This is a genomic window from Veillonella sp. VA141 (genome assembly GCF_003992175.1).
Taxonomy (GTDB): domain Bacteria; phylum Bacillota; class Negativicutes; order Veillonellales; family Veillonellaceae; genus F0422.
In genome coordinates this window covers 124329-143513 of record NZ_RQVM01000006.1, presented here as the reverse complement: position 1 = coordinate 143513, position 19185 = coordinate 124329, and the positions used below count along the sequence as shown (strand labels likewise).

The window sequence follows — 19185 nt, the reverse complement described above, 5'->3', positions numbered from 1 at the left end:
ATCTCCTTTAATGATTCACAAAATAGTCGTACAAATCTTCACGTATCGGAGTTTCCAAATCATACATAATACGAACAGCTTTTTTCGTTGTACCTGGCATGGTAAATACTTCTGTTTCCCCTGTTGCATGTATATGACCTAAATAATAAAACTCTTTTGCCCCATCTTCATCGTTCTTATTTTTTCGGATAAACAAATGCATAGTAATGCCTTCTTCTTTTGCATGTAACGCTTTTTGTACCAAATTATTACTAAGGTCCACACCACTTTTAGAAATAGCAATTAATTGTTGTGGAGATAATAATTTATCTTCATATCTAATAGTATCTGCAATATCTTCGCCCTTATCATAATTGATAAATACCGGATATGTTTTGGTAGCCTCATCATATTTATAACCACCAATATTTAATGGTACGATACTCGTTTCCCACTCCATTAACTGGCATACATCTTCATAGGTATATTTTTGATACAGCGTAAAAGAGGCTTCCTCATATCTTTGACTATAGTATTTTTGATTTCTTTGAAAGCCCACTTTCACATAGTCCTCGACCATATCACGGAACCCTTCATTTTCTAAAGCTTCACGGAATACCGTTGATATCTGCAATCCATCTACCACTTCATCGCACAACAGGGCATCCTTAAATCCAGCTTTGGAGGATCCTGTCTTAAACTGACCTGTAAATAAATTGATGATATTTCTTTCCGTATGAGTTGTACAAGGAATACCTAATCCTAGTAACTTTGTTCTCATATACGTCAGTGGATTAACTTCACCTTTCAACAAACCTTCCAATACATAGAGTTCATGTACTCGTTTGCCAAGTACCATATACTGGCCCATATACTCTAGTATTTTCGCTTCTACCGACGAAAACCTATGCGTGTAGTCTTTTTCATAGTCTACCAAAAACTTATAATATGTTTTTGCATTACTATTAAAGATTAATGAAATATCGATACTTCCATAGTTTTCAAAATCTATCAATTTAGGAATACGACCTAATTTATATTTTAAGTTTTTATAGGCTTGCCGAATATGTTTAATCTGTGTGAATTTAGCTGTGTCAATAGATTTAAAAATACGTTCTTGAGCAATCGCATCAAAATGAATCGTAGATGCACCCGGAATCACTCGCGTCCCTTCTTGCACATAATACCGCAAACTATCCTTGTTATGACTTACATCTCCGGACAGAGCTACAGGAATCATAAAGTTATTATTAAAGTTTCCAATAAAATCAAGAACGACCACGTAATCTTTACTGTTATGACGACGTAGTCCCCGACCTAACTGTTGCACAAACACAATGGGACTCTCTGTACCACGAACCATAACAACTTGATTGACCTCTGGAATATCGATACCTTCGTTAAAAATATCTACGGTCATAATATAATCTAACGCATCATTCGCATCCAGTCCTGATAATCGTTGAATAGCCTCTTCCCGAATTTCTTGCGAATCTGCACCACTTAAACTAATAGTTCTCATCCCTAGTTGATTAAAAGCCTTGGATAACTCTTGTGCTTCTTCAATACTATGACAGAATACTAACCCTTTTACTCGCTCTCCAGAATATCCATAAAAATTACATTGCTCTAGAATTAATCTAGCTCTTGTTTGGTAATCCCATTCATTGGCAAAAATGCTCTGTGCTTCATCACCCTCATAGGTTGTGATGCCATCAGATAATTGTCCGATACCAAAATAGTGAAATGGACATAGTAAATCTGCCTCTAATGCATGTTGTAATCGTATTTCATGAATAATATTATAATCAAATAGCTTATAAATATCGAAATCATCTGTACGCTCTGGACTAGCAGTCATAGCAAACCAAAACTTAGGCCTGAAATATTCCATAATTCTATGATAACTTTCAGATCCTGCTCGATGTGCCTCATCGATAACAATCACATCAAAATCTGTAGGGGAAAATCGTTCATAACAATCTGGCTTAGACATCATCTGCATGGTCGCAAATAAATAGGTTTCAGAAAAACCTTTTGCTGCACCCGATAACACACCATATGTCACAGAGTCGCCAATTACCCGTTGATACGATTCCATCGCCTGTCTCGCTACCTGTTCACGATGCACTAAAAATAGTACTCGCTTTGGTTTTACACTACTGACAGCAAAGGCTGATGCATAAGTTTTACCTGTTCCTGTGGCAGAAATCAACAATCCTTTATTAGCACCTGATTGATACAACTCTGTAAACCTTTCCATCACATAGGACTGCATGCTGTTCGGCTGTAATACTTTTGGGACTTGATTAGATTCATTTATATTTGTATCTACCACCGCTGGTAATTGTTTTTTAGTAGAATCATTATATTGCTCATATAACATTCTGTACGTATCAATATAGTCTACATAAGTCTTTGTCTCATCTGCTGCCCACAAGCTTTCAAACTCTTCTAAGACAGACATCACAAAAGATTCTTGCTTATGAGAACTATAATGCACATTCCACTCCTTATTTCTTGTCAATGCGTGGAGCGTCATATTAGAGCTGCCCACGATAATAGTAAACTCATCCTCTAAATGGAATCCATATCCTTTTGTATGAAAACCTACATCAGATCCTTGTGCATCAAATATGCGGAGCTCTATATTACTAAACTGACTTAACTTGTCTAGTATTTTAGGATCATTAAACATCAAGAAATTTGTTGTCAAAATACGACCTGGAATATTTTTTCCTTCCAACTCTTTTAACGTCATTAATAATGGACTTAATCCACCTGCTGTAATAAAGGCTACACTGATAAAAAAGGATTCACACCGTTTTAATTCGCTCTCTATAGCGGAAATTACCTTCCGCCCTTCTTCTGCATTATTCGATACAAACTCTGGTCCACTATATTGTAATGATTTCGTAAAATTTATCGCACTCATCTCTATCTCCTATATACATGTATATAAGATCACTGTACCAGCTCTTATACATAAGATCAATAGAAAAATAAAAAGAACACTACACATCCTATAGCAAACTAAAATATTCTCATAGCTTGTCAAGAAATGCATAGCGTTCTTTCTTATTTTATGGTGATTGTATCAACTTTAAAAAGTATCTTACCACCATTCATTTATATATGTATTTTGTCTTGGGTAAGCCCGATTCAATACTTCTAATATATCATCTGGTCCTTCTAATTTTTCTTCAAAAGCAAGTTCTGTAGCACTCATACGACCCATGAGAAGTAAGCTCAATGCACCTACAGAGAATACTAATTTAGCATTAATATCTACATGCTCTTTATGTTTTACTACTTGCGCCTTGCCTTCTTTATAAGATACTACATAGGTACCATGGTTCCACTCACATAATGGATCTTTCACACCGAACTGAATAGCCCCTTCCAATGCTACTGGTACAGGAATACTTTCCATAGCTAGTTTGACATCTACAATACGACTCATCATAAATGGCATAGTACTGTGCCCTACTTTTCCATTAGGATGAAAGATATAGCCTTGATCCAGCATACCTTCATTCCACCGTACACTGTCACCTTGGGAACGATGGTTGTACAAGAAGTTCAACAATGCTTTTTGCGCACGACGCGTAGTATACACAAATTCTGTCACAGCAATCTCAGGTTCCCCTAAGCGATAAAAACAATAACCCTCTAATTGTCCAGAATCATTTTTCACATACCCTACTTGCACGCCTTCTGCAAAAATAGACTCTAATAAGCGAACCCATTCTTTTTCTTTACGCACAGCATAGCCAGATAATGGTTTAGTATATGTCTCATATACCCCTGCTAAACGTTTCCACTCCCGTGGAGACCGTAACATACCAAAGGACACCATTTTATCTGTAGTTTCTACTAGTGGGGCCAAATCATCTAGCTTCATAGTTTGTACCCATTGATGGGCATATAAATCCCATCCATATTTTTGGTAAAACCCAGCATAGGATGGCATTAAAATAGTGACTCCTTGTCCACGTTGTTTTAATTCGCCTAATGCTGATTTCAGTAATTTTTTGCCTACCCCACTACGACGTACAATAGGGTCTGTGGCAACTCCCACCATGTAAGACATAGGCAGGTCCACACCACGAACACGTATAATATTTTGTCGTAAATGGACGGTACTCACCAAATAACTACGATCGATACCAACCATCGTATTTTCTGGTTCATAAGCAGTATCAAAATAATAGTTAAAAAATGGATGACCTTCTGGCTCAAAACAATAGGCCCACAAACGCTTTACATCTTTTGTGTCCGTATCTTTTGCTATTCTAAATTTCAAAATAATCCCTCTTCCATCGTTATGGTACATTGAAAATAGTTCGAATACTTTATATTAGTATTATATAAAAAAATAAGGGTCTACTGCTAGACCCTTTATGCACTTCTTTTCTGAAAGTTTACTATATATACAGCAATACTCCATCTATAAACAATTTCGCTCCATATCCGAATAAAATCAATCCACAGATACGGTTGATCCATACGAGTTGCGAAATTTTGATACGCTTTGCTAATTTGTGAATAATAGTCGATAATGCTCCAAACCAAGCAAAAGCAGACACGATGTATCCCAGTAGGAAATAGATGGATGACTCCTCAGGAATGCTGGCTTTCACAGCACCGAACATCATCGTCACATCAATAAGTGCCTGAGGGTTCAGCCATGCTACCGCAAAGGCAGTAGTCACAATATTCCAAATTGTCACATTCGTATCCACATGAGATACATTCGGCTCTGAATTAAACACGGTATAGCCCATGTAAAAGATAACCGCTCCTCCCAAAAGAAGTACGATGCCTTTCAAAAAAGGCCATATATCAAAGATAGCACCAATGCCATAAAACGCCGATACACTTAAGGTAAGATCGAAAAATGCCACGATTAGAATGGTAGTAATAATACGTGATGCCTTTTGTACCAGTGCTGTATTAATGATAAATAGATTCTGCATCCCTATGGGCGCCAACACAGCAAACCCAATCAGTAAGCCTTCCCAAAAATAGGTCATATTGGCTCCTTTCATTCTCTATATCAATCCCGTTACTATCTAGTCGTTATATACCTTGACGTGGTTCTTGCACAGTATCAGCAAGCGAACGTAAGGCCACATCGCAAGAACAAACGATTCCTTGGTCAGAAAGAAAATAAAACTCCTAGGAACGTATTATATGTCCCTAGGAATTATATACTATTCGCTACACGTTATCCTCACAGGCACCTTGTTTGATACAACGAGCATCATATTTTTCAGCAAAATGATCTGGGTTGTAAGATTCTTTCGCCATGCGAAGCCCTGGTAACCCCATATCTTCTTCACGGTTGATAAACTGTGTATCTACGAACTCATGACGAATAAATTCATTATTGATGGCTTGATATAAACCACGGATGGTTGGATTTGCTTTCTCAATATGAATCAGCGCCATATGTTCATTCAACATTTCTCCAATGGTGAAAGCCTCTACTCGTCCGAACAATTTAATACAACCACCTACAAGACCCAATGCATCCCAATGGTCAAAGAGTAAATTAATAGCTGTTAATTCATCTTCAATGCCTTCTTCATGATGTGTTTCCACCCATTGCTCTGCCGCTTCACGACATAAAGGAATTGTATTCTCATCAATTGGCATATATTCATAATTAGAATATTGCATACGGAATTGATTTAAATGGTTTTTCTTTTGACGTAACTTTTTACCTGCTAAGGTAATCATATCTTCTGTACGATAGATATATTCAAAGTTATCACGATCAGGTGTAAATTCATAACAATCTGGACACAACTTTTGCATCCGTTCCATCATGATTGGATTAACACCTTTTAATAAAAATGGAATTTGGTTCTCTTTGAACCATTCTTTCGCCATTTGTAATCCATCTACAAACTTGGCATCTTTTCCAGCAAATGGTGGTAACATAAATGGAGATTCTGTCACTCCACCACCTTTAATAAATAACACACCTTCTTCTTCTGCCCAAGTAATGCCATAAATATCTTGCCACATAAACAATGTAGTAAAACTATTATCTGACGCTTCATAATGATGCTCTCCAAAGTACGCATCAATACGGGGCTTATCTTCTAAGGTAAAACGCTTAAAGTCTAAAATAGGACTCGCCTCCTAATACTCTGATTTTATGATATAACATTACTATTATATGCTATTCATCGATAAAATTCAATGCAAAAAAAGCACCATTGTAGGAGCGGCCTTTCTTGCCCCCTTATCTGACAAAATTCCACAAACGCAAGAAGAGCACGACATGTTCCGGAGCAAACCTAACCACTGTATCAGTTTGCGGAGGAATGTGTCGTACTCTTCCCTTCTACTCAATTAAGAATGGCAAGAAAGCCGATATTAAAACAAGCTTTCGTCTTCTTTTAACTCTTCTCCAGAGATAACCGCTACAGAGGCAATTTTATCTCCTTCGTCTAAGTTCTGTGTTTTCACGCCAGAAATAGCTTTACTTTTCTTCACCGCAATATCATTTACATCAAAGCGAATGATTTTACCTTGTTCGGAAATAAGCATCATTTCATCGTTGTCATTCACGATTTCTACGGCCACTACTTCACCAGTTTTTTCTGTGATTTTAAAGTTTTTCGTCCCTTTACCACCACGTTTTTGTACTGTATAGGAGCTTTCCACATTGCGTTTGCCATATCCTTCTTCACTGATAGTAAAGACTTGGCATTCTTCGCCAGTGCCGTGGATGATGCTAGCGCCTACAACTTCGTCACCAGTATTGAGATTAATACCTTTCACACCACGAGCTGCTCGTTTCATTAAACGTACATCAGATTCATGGAAGCGAATAGCCATACCTTTTTTCGTACCTAGCAATACATCTTGGTTACCATAGGTTAATCCTACGGAGATTAACTGATCTCCTTCATCCAATGCCACTGCATTCAAACCACCGCGACGAATATTGCGATACTCATCAATAGCCGTACGTTTTACAACGCCCTGTTTTGTAACCATAAACAGGTTCACATCGCTAGAGATGCGTTCTAAGTCGATCATGTTCGTCACTGTTTCCCCTACATTAAGAGGTAATACGTTAATGATGGCTGTACCCCGTGAATTACGACTAGATGCTTCTGGCACTTCGTAGGCTTTTAAACGGTACGCACGACCTGTAGATGTGAAGAATAACAATGTATTATGTGTACGTACATGCATAATTTGTGCTACATAATCATCATCTTTTGTTTTCATTCCCACAACACCTACGCCACCTTTATGTTGGTTGCGATACACATTAGCATTCATGCGTTTAATATAACCTTGACGAGTTAATGTGATAACCATTTCTTCATCAGCAATTAGATCTTCTACATCGAAGTCAGACGTATCAATCGTAATTTCACTACGGCGTTTGTCGCCATATTTTTCTTTCATGGCAATCAATTCTTCTTTGATAATTTCACGTTGACGTTCGTCGGAGGCTAAGATTGCTTTTAAATCTGCAATCAACACTAACAATGCTGCATGTTCTTCTTCGATTTTTTCGCGTTCCAAACCTGTTAAACGAGCTAAACGCATATCTAAGATAGCATTCGCTTGAATTTCTGTAAGGCTGAACTTTTCAATCAAAGCGGCACGAGCAATATCTGTAGTTTGAGAACTACGGATAGTATGAATCACTTCATCAATGTGATCTAAAGCAATCAACAAACCTTCCAATACATGGGCACGAGCTTCTGCTTTCGCCAAGTCGAATTCTGTACGGCGTACGATCACTTCTTGACGGTGCGTTAAGTAATGACCTAGTACTTCTTTCAAAGTCAATACTTTTGGATGGCCTTTCACCAATGCTAGCATAATTACGCCAAATGTATCTTGTAATTGTGTATGTTTATATAATTTATTCAACACAATATCTGGTTGTACGTCTGCACGCAATTCGATGACGATGCGAAGACCACGACGGTCACTTTCATCACGAAGGGCCGTAATGCCGTCCACCATTTTATCACGGCTTAAATCTGCAATGGTTGCAATTAAGCGCGCTTTGTTCACTTGGTACGGAATTTCTGTGACCACGATACGGTGTTTACCTTTCGTCATAGCCTCAATATGAGCTTTCGCACGCATTTTGATGCTACCACGACCTGTGGCATAGGCTTTTTTTATGCCCTCACGGCCAAGGATAGACGCCCCTGTTGGAAAATCTGGACCTTTGATAGCTGTCATCAATTGGTTCACATCTACCTCTGGATCGTCGATAAGCATCACTAGACCATCTACCACTTCCCCTAAGTTGTGGGGCGGAATGTTCGTTGCCATCCCAACGGCAATGCCGGCGGAACCATTGATTAACAAGTTCGGAATCTTTGCAGGAAGCACGGTTGGTTCTTCCAAAGATTCATCATAGTTCGGCATGAAGTCCACTGTTTTCTTCTCTATATCTGCTAGCATTTCTGTAGCAATACGAGACATACGAACTTCTGTATACCGCATAGCCGCTGCGGAGTCGCCGTCAATAGAACCAAAGTTACCATGACCATCTACCAGTGGATATCTTGTATTAAAATCTTGGGCCAAACGCACCGTTGCATCGTACACAGAACTATCACCATGTGGGTGGTATTTACCAAGTACGTCGCCGACGATACGAGCCGATTTTTTGTACGGTTTTGACGGTGTCATGCCTGTTTCATGCATCGCATATAGAATACGACGGTGTACAGGTTTCAACCCATCACGTACATCTGGAAGGGCGCGCATAACGATAACGCTCATGGCGTAATCGATGTAGGAGCTACGCATTTCTTTATCGATTTGGACTGGCACAATCTTGCCATGACTCCAAGCCTTTTCCTCCATTGTATCACCTCATTTTTAAAAACGAATCTATTAACTAAATTATTATACCATTTTATGCACTTTTTTTCTATCTTTTTACACAAAAATTTCAATATGCTCAAATATAAACACTTGTGAACGTATATATTGAATAAATATTCTCACAGATTTGTAGCTACCTGTCCAACATCATTGTATTCAATCGATTCATACGAAATTGCTCTACCACCTCAATCATAAATCGTTCATCATGGATAGGATTCACATCCATTTTGAATAAATGTGAATCACAATGACAATCGCTACAGCCAAAGCCTTTCACCTCGTCTACGCTAATAGCCTTCATCGCCTTCGCCAATTCGCATTCTAAATCACTAGAACTGCGAATCGGTAAAGCTGCTACAACAGTACTAACACTTCGCAAATAATCTAAGTGCCAATGTTTCTTTTTCCGCTTCCGTTTGTGACGTTCAATACGTTTTTCTAAATTGGCTTTCGCTGACCCTACATACACATAATAACCAGGTTCAAAGTACATATCTCCTTTACTTCCAATAGTTAAGGTCACTGGCTCTTCCACCTGCAACACCATGAGGTAATCGCCTCGGTCCTCTGCTTCTATGCGCACAGCCACATCATTGTACAGGCACTCTCGTACCACCGTAGGCCTGTGAAACTCTGAAGTCCACTGTAATGCCATGGCCTTCCAATCTAATTGTGGTGCCACCTCAATAAATGTCTTAGTAAATTCCAAATCCGTGTGAAAGTCTGGGGAAAACCACAGAGCTCGTCCCCATTGCACTAAGAATAAAATACCTGTACGATATCCCTCTTGCTGTAATTCTTGCAAATGTAGTAAGTGCTTTCGACCTCGTTCTGTCACCGCATCAGGAAACATCGCCCCTTGATCACCAAATAGTGTACAAGATTTTACTTCCAGTAAAAAATGTTCGCCCTTATCATTAGTGAGCAATAAATCAAAGCGGCTATGACCGACTGTGTACTCTCGTCGTACCACTCGCCATTCTTCCCATCCAGGAATCAGTTGTTCCTCGATCATGTACTCTGCCATGTCATTACAATAATTAGTGTCCAACATAATGGGCACACCCTCTCGTTCAATACCGATGACACGATATTGTGTTTTCGCACCTTCTTTTGGATGATGCACCACATACATCTTCACCCCTACAAAAAGAAGTTCCCACATACGACCTGGATTCGGTAAGTGAGCAGCTATGATTTGTCCCTGTAATTCTAAATGGACCACAAATCGATTAGGTCTCTCTACAAAGGTAGCAGTCTGTACAGTTTCATATAATACTTTCATATATATCCTTATCTTTCTTTTCTATCACTTCATATACAATAGTGAATTCCTTATAACACTTATGGGCTTCATAAGGTATTTAGCTAATGTATTTTCAACTAGTTATATATAAATTAAACCACATACTAAGATGCTATAACTAACTTGAATAAAATACTCTATAAATATTTTTTACCAACCATATATACACTATTTGTGGATAATTCTGTGGGTATCTTGTGTATACTCTGTGTGCAACTTCTAAGTATTGCAACTATTATACCGAGCTGTGGATAACTATGTGATTATCTTGTGTATATTCTGTGTGTAATACGTAACTAACTATATTTTACATTTATTTTTCTCTTAACTTAATCACTTTTTGTGGATAATTCTGTGTGTAACTTTAAATTTTCAGTGTATAAGCCGTGTATTATTTGTGAATAAAAACAGTTGCCTCGGCTACATACAAGATTCACTTCTTATAGTATACTAAGAGCATAGGCTTTCGCCTAGTCATATATAATATTTCATAACTTTGACATACATAAAAATTATCAACATTTACTCGATACTAAGGAGATACACATGGCACAAGTGGCAGGCAATTTACAGCGTATCCGTAATGGAAAACGCACCTATGCGATTACCCCTCGCATACCTGGTGGTTTCGTACAACCACAAATGTTACAAAAATTTATCGATGTGGCAAACACATTCCACGCAACTTTAAAGATTACAGGTGCACAACGCATCATGATTACCAACCTAAATGCAGAAGATGTGGACAAAGCATGGGCAATGCTAGGTATGGAACCAGCACACACTGTATCCAATCGTGTGCGTTCTGTAAAAATTTGCCCTGGTACAACATTCTGTAAACGGGCAAAACAAGACAGTGTTCACTTGGGCATGCAATTAGAACGAAAATACATTTCTAAAGAAATGCCGTCCAAAATGAAAATTGGCGTATCTGGCTGTCCTAACTCTTGCTCCGAAGCGATTACCAAAGATATCGGCGTTATCGGCAACGATCAGGGTTGGCAGATCTATGCAGGTGGTAGTGCTGGCGCTCATCCACGCTTAGGCGACTTAATCACAGAAGTAGCTACTGAAGAAGAAGTACTCACTATCATCGATCGCATGATTGCCTACTACAAAGAAAATGCCCAAATCGAGCGTATCGGCCAATTCATTGACCGCATCGGTCTCGACGCATTCCGAGCTGCTGTGTTAGATACAGTGGATTCCCCAACATCTGCTACTAAAGTATCGGCTGAACCAGTGGTCAAATTACCAGGTCAAGGTAATGCAGGACTAGCAGAAGCTGCTGCACCTGCTAACGACAAAGGAGCTACTCCACTTTCACCGGGACAACTCATTACAAAAGATACTATCGTTCGTCATATCGTCGACGTATATCCAGAATTGATTCCTATTTTACAATCCATGGGAATGGGCTGCCTAGGCTGTCCTTCTTCCACAGGGGAACCTCTATGGCAAGCGGCAAATATCCACGGCATGGACATCGATGAATTAGTAGCAAAACTCAATGCAGGTCGCAATGTATCTGAAATTGCTATTACAAAAGATTCCATCATTCGTGATATTATAGATATGTATCCACAAACGGTGCCTGTGTTGCAATCCATCGGTATGGGTTGTCTAGGCTGTCCTTCCTCGACAGGAGAACCATTATGGCAAGCCGCTAGCATTCACGGCATGGATGTGGATGAACTTGTTTCCAAATTAGAAGTCGCACGAAAAGGAGCTTAACATGTCAGCAGTACTGGGACACATTCATTTCTGGTTATACAAAAAAATTCAGCTTATCGCTGAACGCGAACAATTGATTAAAAAAGAGGCACACACTCGCCTCGACGATTTAGCAGATGAGTTATATGCAACCGCTATCGATTTGTATGGAAAACCAATTCCTCCAGATCGCCAGTTGGATCGTATCATCGACCATAATAATATTCATGGTTGGTTACACAACCAATTACAAACATCTTCTGTTCGTGAAGCTACTTTTATCAAAGATTTAACTGATTGTGGTGGCGATGATGGCATTGACGCTGTATTAGAAGCTTTTATCAAACAAGGTGCAATGTGCGGTACAGAAGCGAAAGAAAAACTGACAGCTCAAACAGCACCAGCGATCTACACTGTGATGCAAGACTACTATGTGAACGGTATGCCTTGTGACCCAAGTGATACTGTGATCGAGCAAACCGATACTACCTTTAGTTGGTACGGAAATCACCAAAATCAAATTTCTTATTGGAAAACAGCGGGCGTGAATCCAATTATTATGGCCGCTGCCTTCCAAGCATGGTTCAGTGCCTTCGTCAGTCACGTAGCACCGGACTTTGCGTTCAGCGTGAACCTTGATGGTGATATTCCTGTATATACAATTGCTAAAAGCTAAGTAGCTTATCCTTTTTATATTATATATGGCAGCACATTCGCTGCAGTGATTGACTTTCACCACTGTGAAAGTCCCCAGAATAGGAGGTTCTACTATGGCAGGAACTGTAAAACAAGAACTAGGTTTAATTTTTGATGGCCCAAACTACAAAATCGTGAAAAAAGGCGGCGTCGCTGGTGATCAAGTGGAAAAACACAATCACCCAGAGGCTAACGTTATCTTCACTGTGGTAAAAGGTAAAGTGAATGTATTCCTTAACGAAACAGAATCCCATATCTTAACACCAGGAGAAGTATTGCACTTCGATGGCAACAACTACATCCAAGCTACATTGGTGGAAGATAGCGAGTTCATTGTAAACTTAATTCATAAATAAGCCAATATAAAAATAACCCTCAGACCTTTCGATCTGAGGGTTTTCTTTATATCTTATTTGTTGATACGTGCTACTACATCTGGCGTTAAGTCGATAACTTGGTTACCTTCTTTAACAGCGCCAGCAGATGTTGGATTAGCCACTAATACATCGATATTTTTTTCTTTTGCAATAGCTTGAATTGCTTCTGCTACTTTTTTATCCAATGGAGCTAATACACTTGCTTCTTCTTGATTATATTTTTCTTGGATGCCACGAACACTTTTATCAAAATATGCTTGTTTTTCTGCATCTGTTTTAAAGTTATTTAGTTTCTTGAATTCACCTTCTAATTTAGGACCGTATTCAGCACGTAATTTATCAATTTGCATTTGGATAGCACCAAAGCCATTATAGCCCGTGTAGATAGCTTCTTCGTTAATTACGCCTACATTAGCAGCGTTAGATACTGTGAAAGCACCAACTACAGCTAGTGCACCTAAAGTTGCAATCTTTTTAGTTAAGTTCATGTATAAGCCTCCCTGTGAGAAATATTTTCATCTATTTATCTAGTATAGCAAAGTTATTTCCAATTAGCAAATCACCTTGCCCCCTTACTATACTTTATATATATGAAATCTAAATGAAATATATTCTACACATCCATATGATAAGTTAATTATTATTTATCCTCACTTACATAGACATATTCTTCTTTTTTCAATTTACTGATAATTTCTGGAACCATGCCGATTAAACGATCAAAGCCAGTATATTTAGCAGATCCTTTGATATTGAATAATTCAATGCGTTCCCCTTTGATTACAAGTACAGCTGTTGGCTCAACTTTCGCTCCGCCACCGCCAGCTTTTTGGCATCCCCCTAAACCAAGGGATACATCCACAAATGGTACAATCGTAGTATCCCCTAACTGCACAGGTTCACCCACTACTGTTTCTACACGAATCATTTCTTTAAATTGCTCAAATAAAGGCTCTAAATTGTCTTTTAAGTTTGTAAGTTTAGTATCCATCATGACCTCCTACTATTCTTCAACTTCTGAAAGTTTTTATTTTGCACTTTACTTACGACGTCGATACTGTACAAATGCTTTTACGCTGTCCAGTAGACACTCTCTAACTGCTTTTTTTACTATAAATAGAGTTCCATAGAAAGCAAATACACCTAGCTGCATATGTCCTTTTACTTCTAAACTACCTGTATAGGCAAATTCCGTATAAGTGAAATTAACCTGTTCCACTTGTTTGGGACACACTGTATAGGCTGTTGCAGTAATGAGACCCATTTCATAGGGTTTAGGAATTCCAAAATCCCCTTCTAATCGGAATACTCTAGGACTGGCATGACTAGCACATTGCTTACTAACTATAAACAGTGCTTCATAGAGTTTAGGGTTTGATACATGTTTCCACCACCAAAATGTTGGTAAATCTTTTGTATCTTCTTTCTCTTCCGTCGTTTCTTCTTGTGGTGATGTAGAATCTACTGGATCCAAGACATGTCCATTCGCATCAAATCGTACAGATGTTACTGGCTCTGGGCCCGTATATCCAGATAATGGATACGGATCTCTTTCTTCTTCCACGTGTTTTGTGTCTACATCATCTTGCTCATCGTCCGTCGCTAAGGGATCTAGCTCTTCTTTTACCCTACGATTTAACCAATCCTCGTAATCACGGGCAGAGCCGACTTTCATAGACCCTAATACATAAACTTCCTTAAACAAGGAATGGCCTTGCTTATAGACGAAATGCACCTTTAACACTCGGTACATCCATTCTAATCGGAAGTCAAATTCATAGGGCTTGCGTGAACTTACTTTCAGACTATATGTGATAGGAATACATAGAATGGCTATGATGACAGCTATTACCAATAGCAATAGAATCATCCATAGTGACACGATACCACCTACCTTTCAGTATGTTATACGATGTTAATACTTAAATTATAACATACTATTATTTATCTATCAGCTAGTTTTTATAAGTTTATATTATTTAAAATTAGCTTATTTCGTCCATATAATCCACGTTATTTGCTAAAAAAAATTTTAACCCAAAAATTTAGGTCAAAAAATGGTCATTTTTTTATTATGTATTGATTTAGTGCATCAGCAATTTCTTTGTCTTTATTAGGATATAAATGCCCGTATATATTTAGTGTTGTTTGTATATTTTTATGTCCTAATCGTTCCTTAATTGCTATGATTGGATAATTCTTTTCAATCAAAAATGATGCATGTGAATGTCTCAGATCATGAACACGAATTTTGGGTACATCTGCATTCTTACAAATTTTTGATAGGAAATTAGATACGCTTTTCCAACTTACACCAAATAACAATTCATTTTCATCATGATAAGGAATTTGTTCTATAAATTCTTTAATCTCGCTTTCTAAAATTGGCGATATAAAAACATCACGTATACTACTTTTAGTTTTAGGCGTAGTTATTTTCTTATTAAACATCATCATATTTCTAGTTACATGAATTATGCTACCATCTATATCTTTAGATCGTAATGCAATTACCTCGCCAACCCTCATGCCTGTCCAATACAATATATTAACAATCAATAAGCAAGACCTAGTAAGCCTATTGTTTTTCACCTCACTTACATATGGTATTGCCCATTCCATTGCTTTAGTATATTGATCATAGGTCCAAAAATTATTTTTTCGTTTTGTACCCGCTGGCGGTGGCCCACATAAGTTACACGGATTTGATTTTAATCCATAGAAACGAACCAAGTAATTCAGAAAACTAGACAAAACTACGTGCCTCTCTCTTAAATTATTAGCGGTCACCCCTCTATTAGTTTCATAGAGATGCCATTCATGAATATCTACAGGCTTAATCTCATTTGCTTTTTTATTGCCAAAATAAGGGATAATATAACGATTAAATGTATACGCATAAGCCATACATGTAGATGGTTTCAATGATTTTTGCTTTGCTTCTAAATATACTGGAGCTAAATCTTTAATGAAACCTTCACAAGAATGCTCCATTATTGTAATTTGTTGATGCTCCCATACTTTTGCTTCTTTTTGTGTTTTAAAACCACTTTTACGTTTGCGGACCCTTTCCCCCTTCCAATCCGTGTAATAAAAAGTGGCTCTCCACACACCTGTTTTACTATCTTTGGATACCGCCATTACTATTTCCTCCAATACTTCATAATCCATTTAACAGTTGCTTCTTTTATTTTTTGACCAAGTCTTTTTAGCATAATCCACTGGAATTTTAAAAGACCATATTTCTCCATATCTTGTGCAATAGTGCCTAACTTTTTAAATCCGTCAGATTTACTAATTACTCCACGATACATAAGCATACTAATTAATAAAAATGGCATTGCAAGTATCATACATGCTGTGACGATATTTAACCATCCAAGATACATCCATGATACCATAAGAGTAATCATAAACCCAACTACAACACCTATTACCCTTGGTTGTTTGACTATATATAGCGTTTCTGCAAATCTTAATTTACGATCATTACTTTCTTGAATCAATTCTATTGCTCTCTTATCCATCATCTTACTTCCTTTTCATACTCATAGCAGCGTTTTAAGCCTAATTTCTTAATTTTCTTTAAAGAAGTCTCCTTAAATTTTTCCCTGCCAATAATTTCATCAATACTAACATTTAGTAAATCCGCTAACTTCCAAAGACTGCGAATAGATGGAAATGCTCCTGAATATTCTACATTAAAATAATTTTCTACCATCTCATCACGAAATTGAGTTTTCGTAAACCCTAATGACGATCGAATATACCCTAAATTATTTCTAATGCTCATCTGCATTTCTCTTTTTTCATTTTTAATTTTTTCATTTTTCATATATTGTACTCCTATAACATCTAAATTAACCTTATTTATTCTCGCTATAAGGGCCCTTAGAGGGTTCTTATGAGTATTTATATTAAATTATTATTAGACCTGCCTTATAGGGCTTTTAATTGAATTATAATTCCAACAATTTAAATCGTTCTAACAAGTATTTCTTTGGTACTCTTCCTGGAATTGTCATAAAACCCTTTGTTTCTAACTCATAGTTTAATTTTCTTATGATCGAATAGGCTTTTGACCTTCTAATATCTAAAAGTTCCATAACATCTTCAGCTGCCAAATATGATGGTATCAAGTTCTTGTTCATTCATATCCCCCTCTCACAACGAATCAAACGATCGGAATCGTTCCCGCAACGAATCACCCCTAAAATCTACAATCATAGAACTTGCTTCGATGCGATCCAACATTCCCTTCAGATATAAATTTTTAATGTCTGACCCCAAGTTAGTTGTAATAATCACAGACTTTTGATTATCAAACCTATAATTAATTAAAGCTCGTATTTTAACTGAAACCCAGCCTTTATCATATTCGAGCCCTAAATCATCGAGGACTAACAAATCAACATTCTTGAGTTTGTTTTCCAAATTTTGACGATCCTCCTGGCTAACCGAATATAATGAATCCATCAAGTTGGCCATAGATATAAAGTATGCTGTTCCCCCTAATTCAAGAACCTCATACATAATTGCTACAGCCAATGTTGTTTTCATGGTGCCAACATCTCCTCGTAGCAGCAAGCCTTGTCCACAATTTAACATCTTAGGTAAATTGTCAATGTATTGTGAAATAACATAAAATGGACTTTTAGTCTGGTCAGGTATTCCTCTTTTTACAACATTTTGTAACGTCATATCCTGGTATCGTTTAGGAATACCTGTTTTAATCTTCTTTTTTTCGCTAGACCGATTTAGATTAATTCCATTTACATCGTTGCTAACAACATACGGTTCTTCATATATTGGAACGGTAAAGTTATTACAGCTCTCCTGGCTTGATATTTTCCCAATCTGGTCCATCAAGTGGCTTTTTTGTTGTGGCATCAGTTGTTTTTTGTCCTGCTTTTGTTTGACTGTATCCATTCGCCTCTTTTGCCTCCTGCCGTGCTCGCTCATTTTCTAACACTTTTGTAATATATCCAATAGATCCCTTTTTTTGTTTCCAAGCAACATCTACAGCTACTTTTATTTCTTCAAAAGAATATTGTTGTTCCAAATTATGTAATTTGCTGCGTGTTTCAGAAGAAGGAACTCCAATTTTAGATGTGTAATATTCAAGTGCTGTAGAAATAGAATTATAATTAGAATTATAAGTATCTATTTCTATATCTATATCTAGGGAATTTGTCCGGACATTTTCCGTTTTCGTAACGGGTTCAATAAACCCGCTTATATCAGCACTTCCCAGACTTTCCACTTGATTTTTCAAAGGTATTAATTCGTAACTGTCTCGTAACGGTTCCGTAACACCTCGTAACGGTTCCGTAACATCTCGTAACGGTTCCGTAACATCTCGTAACGGGTTCGTAACATCTCGTAACGAATTCATATCTATCTTTTCTCGACATATAGAGCATATTGCAATTAATGAAGATGTATCGTGTAAATTTCCAATATCTGAAACTACACATTCTGCTAGTCTTTCATTACAGTCCATACAATATCCATTATTTTTACGAAGAGTTAAATAATAATATCCTCCATACACTGTATTATTTTCATTATCTGATATTTCAATAGCAGATATATTCTCCATATTTTTCTTACACCAGTTTTTAGCCCTAAGTTTTTTCATCCTAAATGATGCTTCTTGAGGTTCTGGCAATAAAAGATTATTTTTAATAAAACGATTTTCTCGTTTTCTACTTGCATCATCGGTTTCTGAATCAAGTAACTGTTCAACTTGCAAAAGTTTACACGCACTCAGATCATCCATCTGCTGAATAAATCCAACCTTTAACCCATATGCCATGGTCATTTGACACACTTCTTTGGATTCATCAATCATTAGAGCGATTTCTTCAGCTGGTGTTTCCTCGATGCCATCAAGTGTTATGATTCCATTTGTTTTCGTACTGGTAAGCATCATTTTCATATAAGCAATTACGCAATCCGAGCCTCCAGGTAGTTTGCGTAATTTTTTTATATGCTTATCTTGAAAGAATGTATCTTTCAGTTTAATCCAATAGTATCTAGCCATATTTCACCTATAATTCCACACGAATTGTAATTTGTTTATCTGGACTTTCAGCAACACAAATTAGCCGCCCATCAATGACAAGACCTATACCATCCCAGATTTCTTCTGTTTTAGTAAGTCCCGTTATACTGATTTTTACAAATATACAACTTGAATTATCTATTTTAATTGAATCCATA

General features: G+C 37.4%; 19 protein-coding genes. 3 read left to right on the top strand and 16 right to left on the bottom strand.

From position 1 onward, the window contains the following. Positions 1 to 7 precede the first annotated feature (7 nt). The 6 genes from EO112_RS07440 to sfsA all read right to left on the bottom strand — a co-directional run bounded on the left by EO112_RS07440 (position 8) and on the right by sfsA (position 10153). Positions 8 to 2914 carry a DUF3427 domain-containing protein gene (locus tag EO112_RS07440; RefSeq protein ID WP_127163733.1) on the bottom strand — a complete coding sequence of 969 codons (2907 nt, stop codon included), beginning with the start codon at positions 2912 to 2914 and terminating at the stop codon, positions 8 to 10. A gap of 180 nt (positions 2915 to 3094) precedes the next feature. Continuing rightward, positions 3095 to 4285, bottom strand: a complete 1191-nt coding sequence (gene eis, locus EO112_RS07435) for an enhanced intracellular survival protein Eis (protein WP_127163731.1) — start codon at positions 4283 to 4285, stop codon at positions 3095 to 3097. A 121-nt stretch (positions 4286 to 4406) separates the two neighbouring features. Continuing rightward, positions 4407 to 5015 carry a LysE/ArgO family amino acid transporter gene (locus EO112_RS07430; RefSeq protein ID WP_127011165.1) on the bottom strand — a complete coding sequence of 203 codons (609 nt, stop codon included), beginning with the start codon at positions 5013 to 5015 and terminating at the stop codon, positions 4407 to 4409. A 187-nt stretch (positions 5016 to 5202) separates the two neighbouring features. Then, entirely contained in the window at positions 5203 to 6120 is a 918-nt protein-coding gene (locus tag EO112_RS07425) for a DUF2156 domain-containing protein (protein WP_052847073.1), read from the bottom strand. A 249-nt stretch (positions 6121 to 6369) separates the two neighbouring features. Continuing rightward, positions 6370 to 8844, bottom strand: coding sequence for a DNA gyrase subunit A (gene gyrA, locus EO112_RS07420; RefSeq protein WP_127163729.1), 2475 nt, complete (start codon positions 8842 to 8844; stop codon positions 6370 to 6372). A 154-nt stretch (positions 8845 to 8998) separates the two neighbouring features. Beyond that, positions 8999 to 10153: a DNA/RNA nuclease SfsA gene (gene sfsA / locus EO112_RS07415; protein ID WP_127163727.1), complete on the bottom strand. Its 1155-nt coding sequence runs from the start codon at positions 10151 to 10153 to the stop codon at positions 8999 to 9001. Between the two features lie 567 nt (positions 10154 to 10720). Here sfsA and EO112_RS07410 point away from each other — a divergent pair. From EO112_RS07410 to EO112_RS07400, 3 genes are all read left to right on the top strand, one after another. After that, complete coding sequence (locus EO112_RS07410) at positions 10721 to 11908, top strand: DUF1858 domain-containing protein (protein WP_127163725.1); 1188 nt, start codon at positions 10721 to 10723, stop codon at positions 11906 to 11908. A 1-nt stretch (position 11909) separates the two neighbouring features. Continuing rightward, positions 11910 to 12563 carry a hypothetical protein gene (locus EO112_RS07405; RefSeq protein ID WP_009353762.1) on the top strand — a complete coding sequence of 218 codons (654 nt, stop codon included), beginning with the start codon at positions 11910 to 11912 and terminating at the stop codon, positions 12561 to 12563. 94 nt (positions 12564 to 12657) lie between these two features. Beyond that, entirely contained in the window at positions 12658 to 12939 is a 282-nt protein-coding gene (locus EO112_RS07400; protein ID WP_009353764.1) for a Cro/Cl family transcriptional regulator, read from the top strand. A 53-nt stretch (positions 12940 to 12992) separates the two neighbouring features. Here the strand turns inward: EO112_RS07400 and EO112_RS07395 are convergent, their stop codons facing one another. From EO112_RS07395 to EO112_RS08310, 10 genes are all read right to left on the bottom strand, one after another. Next, entirely contained in the window at positions 12993 to 13448 is a 456-nt protein-coding gene (locus tag EO112_RS07395; protein ID WP_009353765.1) for an OmpH family outer membrane protein, read from the bottom strand. 152 nt (positions 13449 to 13600) lie between these two features. Beyond that, positions 13601 to 13951, bottom strand: coding sequence for a GerW family sporulation protein (locus tag EO112_RS07390; protein ID WP_009353763.1), 351 nt, complete (start codon positions 13949 to 13951; stop codon positions 13601 to 13603). Positions 13952 to 13999: 48 nt separating this feature from the next. After that, positions 14000 to 14842 (bottom strand): hypothetical protein, encoded by an 843-nt coding sequence (locus EO112_RS07385; RefSeq protein WP_127163723.1) that lies wholly within the window; start codon positions 14840 to 14842, stop codon positions 14000 to 14002. 179 nt (positions 14843 to 15021) lie between these two features. Beyond that, positions 15022 to 16101, bottom strand: coding sequence for a site-specific integrase (locus EO112_RS07380; protein ID WP_009353758.1), 1080 nt, complete (start codon positions 16099 to 16101; stop codon positions 15022 to 15024). A 2-nt stretch (positions 16102 to 16103) separates the two neighbouring features. Then, entirely contained in the window at positions 16104 to 16490 is a 387-nt protein-coding gene (locus tag EO112_RS07375) for a hypothetical protein (RefSeq protein ID WP_038144862.1), read from the bottom strand. Further along, positions 16487 to 16795, bottom strand: coding sequence for a hypothetical protein (locus EO112_RS07370; protein ID WP_009353775.1), 309 nt, complete (start codon positions 16793 to 16795; stop codon positions 16487 to 16489). Before EO112_RS07370 ends, EO112_RS07375 begins: the two co-directional genes overlap by 4 nt. A gap of 124 nt (positions 16796 to 16919) precedes the next feature. After that, positions 16920 to 17111 (bottom strand): transcriptional regulator, encoded by a 192-nt coding sequence (locus EO112_RS07365; RefSeq protein WP_127163721.1) that lies wholly within the window; start codon positions 17109 to 17111, stop codon positions 16920 to 16922. A 13-nt stretch (positions 17112 to 17124) separates the two neighbouring features. After that, positions 17125 to 17889 carry an ATP-binding protein gene (locus tag EO112_RS07360; RefSeq protein ID WP_164723974.1) on the bottom strand — a complete coding sequence of 255 codons (765 nt, stop codon included), beginning with the start codon at positions 17887 to 17889 and terminating at the stop codon, positions 17125 to 17127. Then, complete coding sequence (locus EO112_RS07355) at positions 17786 to 19006, bottom strand: phage replisome organizer N-terminal domain-containing protein (protein WP_127163717.1); 1221 nt, start codon at positions 19004 to 19006, stop codon at positions 17786 to 17788. Before EO112_RS07355 ends, EO112_RS07360 begins: the two co-directional genes overlap by 104 nt. Positions 19007 to 19013: 7 nt before the next feature. Continuing rightward, complete coding sequence (locus EO112_RS08310; RefSeq protein WP_009353773.1) at positions 19014 to 19184, bottom strand: hypothetical protein; 171 nt, start codon at positions 19182 to 19184, stop codon at positions 19014 to 19016. Position 19185 lies beyond the last annotated feature (1 nt).

Bases quoted from the DNA above. Each gene is read 5' to 3' on its own strand.
- EO112_RS07390 (WP_009353763.1), bottom strand. From the start codon at position 13,951: ATGGATACTAAACTTACAAACTTAAAAGACAATTTAGAGCCTTTATTT.
- EO112_RS08310 (WP_009353773.1), bottom strand. From the start codon at position 19,184: ATGGATTCAATTAAAATAGATAATTCAAGTTGTATATTTGTAAAAATC.
- EO112_RS07360 (WP_164723974.1), bottom strand. From the start codon at position 17,889: ATGGATACAGTCAAACAAAAGCAGGACAAAAAACAACTGATGCCACAA.
- EO112_RS07395 (WP_009353765.1), bottom strand. From the start codon at position 13,448: ATGAACTTAACTAAAAAGATTGCAACTTTAGGTGCACTAGCTGTAGTT.
- EO112_RS07440 (WP_127163733.1), bottom strand. From the start codon at position 2,914: ATGAGTGCGATAAATTTTACGAAATCATTACAATATAGTGGACCAGAG.
- gyrA (WP_127163729.1), bottom strand. From the start codon at position 8,844: ATGGAGGAAAAGGCTTGGAGTCATGGCAAGATTGTGCCAGTCCAAATC.
- EO112_RS07430 (WP_127011165.1), bottom strand. From the start codon at position 5,015: ATGACCTATTTTTGGGAAGGCTTACTGATTGGGTTTGCTGTGTTGGCG.
- EO112_RS07400 (WP_009353764.1), top strand. From the start codon at position 12,658: ATGGCAGGAACTGTAAAACAAGAACTAGGTTTAATTTTTGATGGCCCA.
- EO112_RS07370 (WP_009353775.1), bottom strand. From the start codon at position 16,795: ATGAAAAATGAAAAAATTAAAAATGAAAAAAGAGAAATGCAGATGAGC.
- EO112_RS07410 (WP_127163725.1), top strand. From the start codon at position 10,721: ATGGCACAAGTGGCAGGCAATTTACAGCGTATCCGTAATGGAAAACGC.
- EO112_RS07355 (WP_127163717.1), bottom strand. From the start codon at position 19,006: ATGGCTAGATACTATTGGATTAAACTGAAAGATACATTCTTTCAAGAT.
- EO112_RS07365 (WP_127163721.1), bottom strand. From the start codon at position 17,111: ATGAACAAGAACTTGATACCATCATATTTGGCAGCTGAAGATGTTATG.
- EO112_RS07380 (WP_009353758.1), bottom strand. From the start codon at position 16,101: ATGGCGGTATCCAAAGATAGTAAAACAGGTGTGTGGAGAGCCACTTTT.
- sfsA (WP_127163727.1), bottom strand. From the start codon at position 10,153: ATGAAAGTATTATATGAAACTGTACAGACTGCTACCTTTGTAGAGAGA.
- EO112_RS07375 (WP_038144862.1), bottom strand. From the start codon at position 16,490: ATGATGGATAAGAGAGCAATAGAATTGATTCAAGAAAGTAATGATCGT.
- EO112_RS07405 (WP_009353762.1), top strand. From the start codon at position 11,910: ATGTCAGCAGTACTGGGACACATTCATTTCTGGTTATACAAAAAAATT.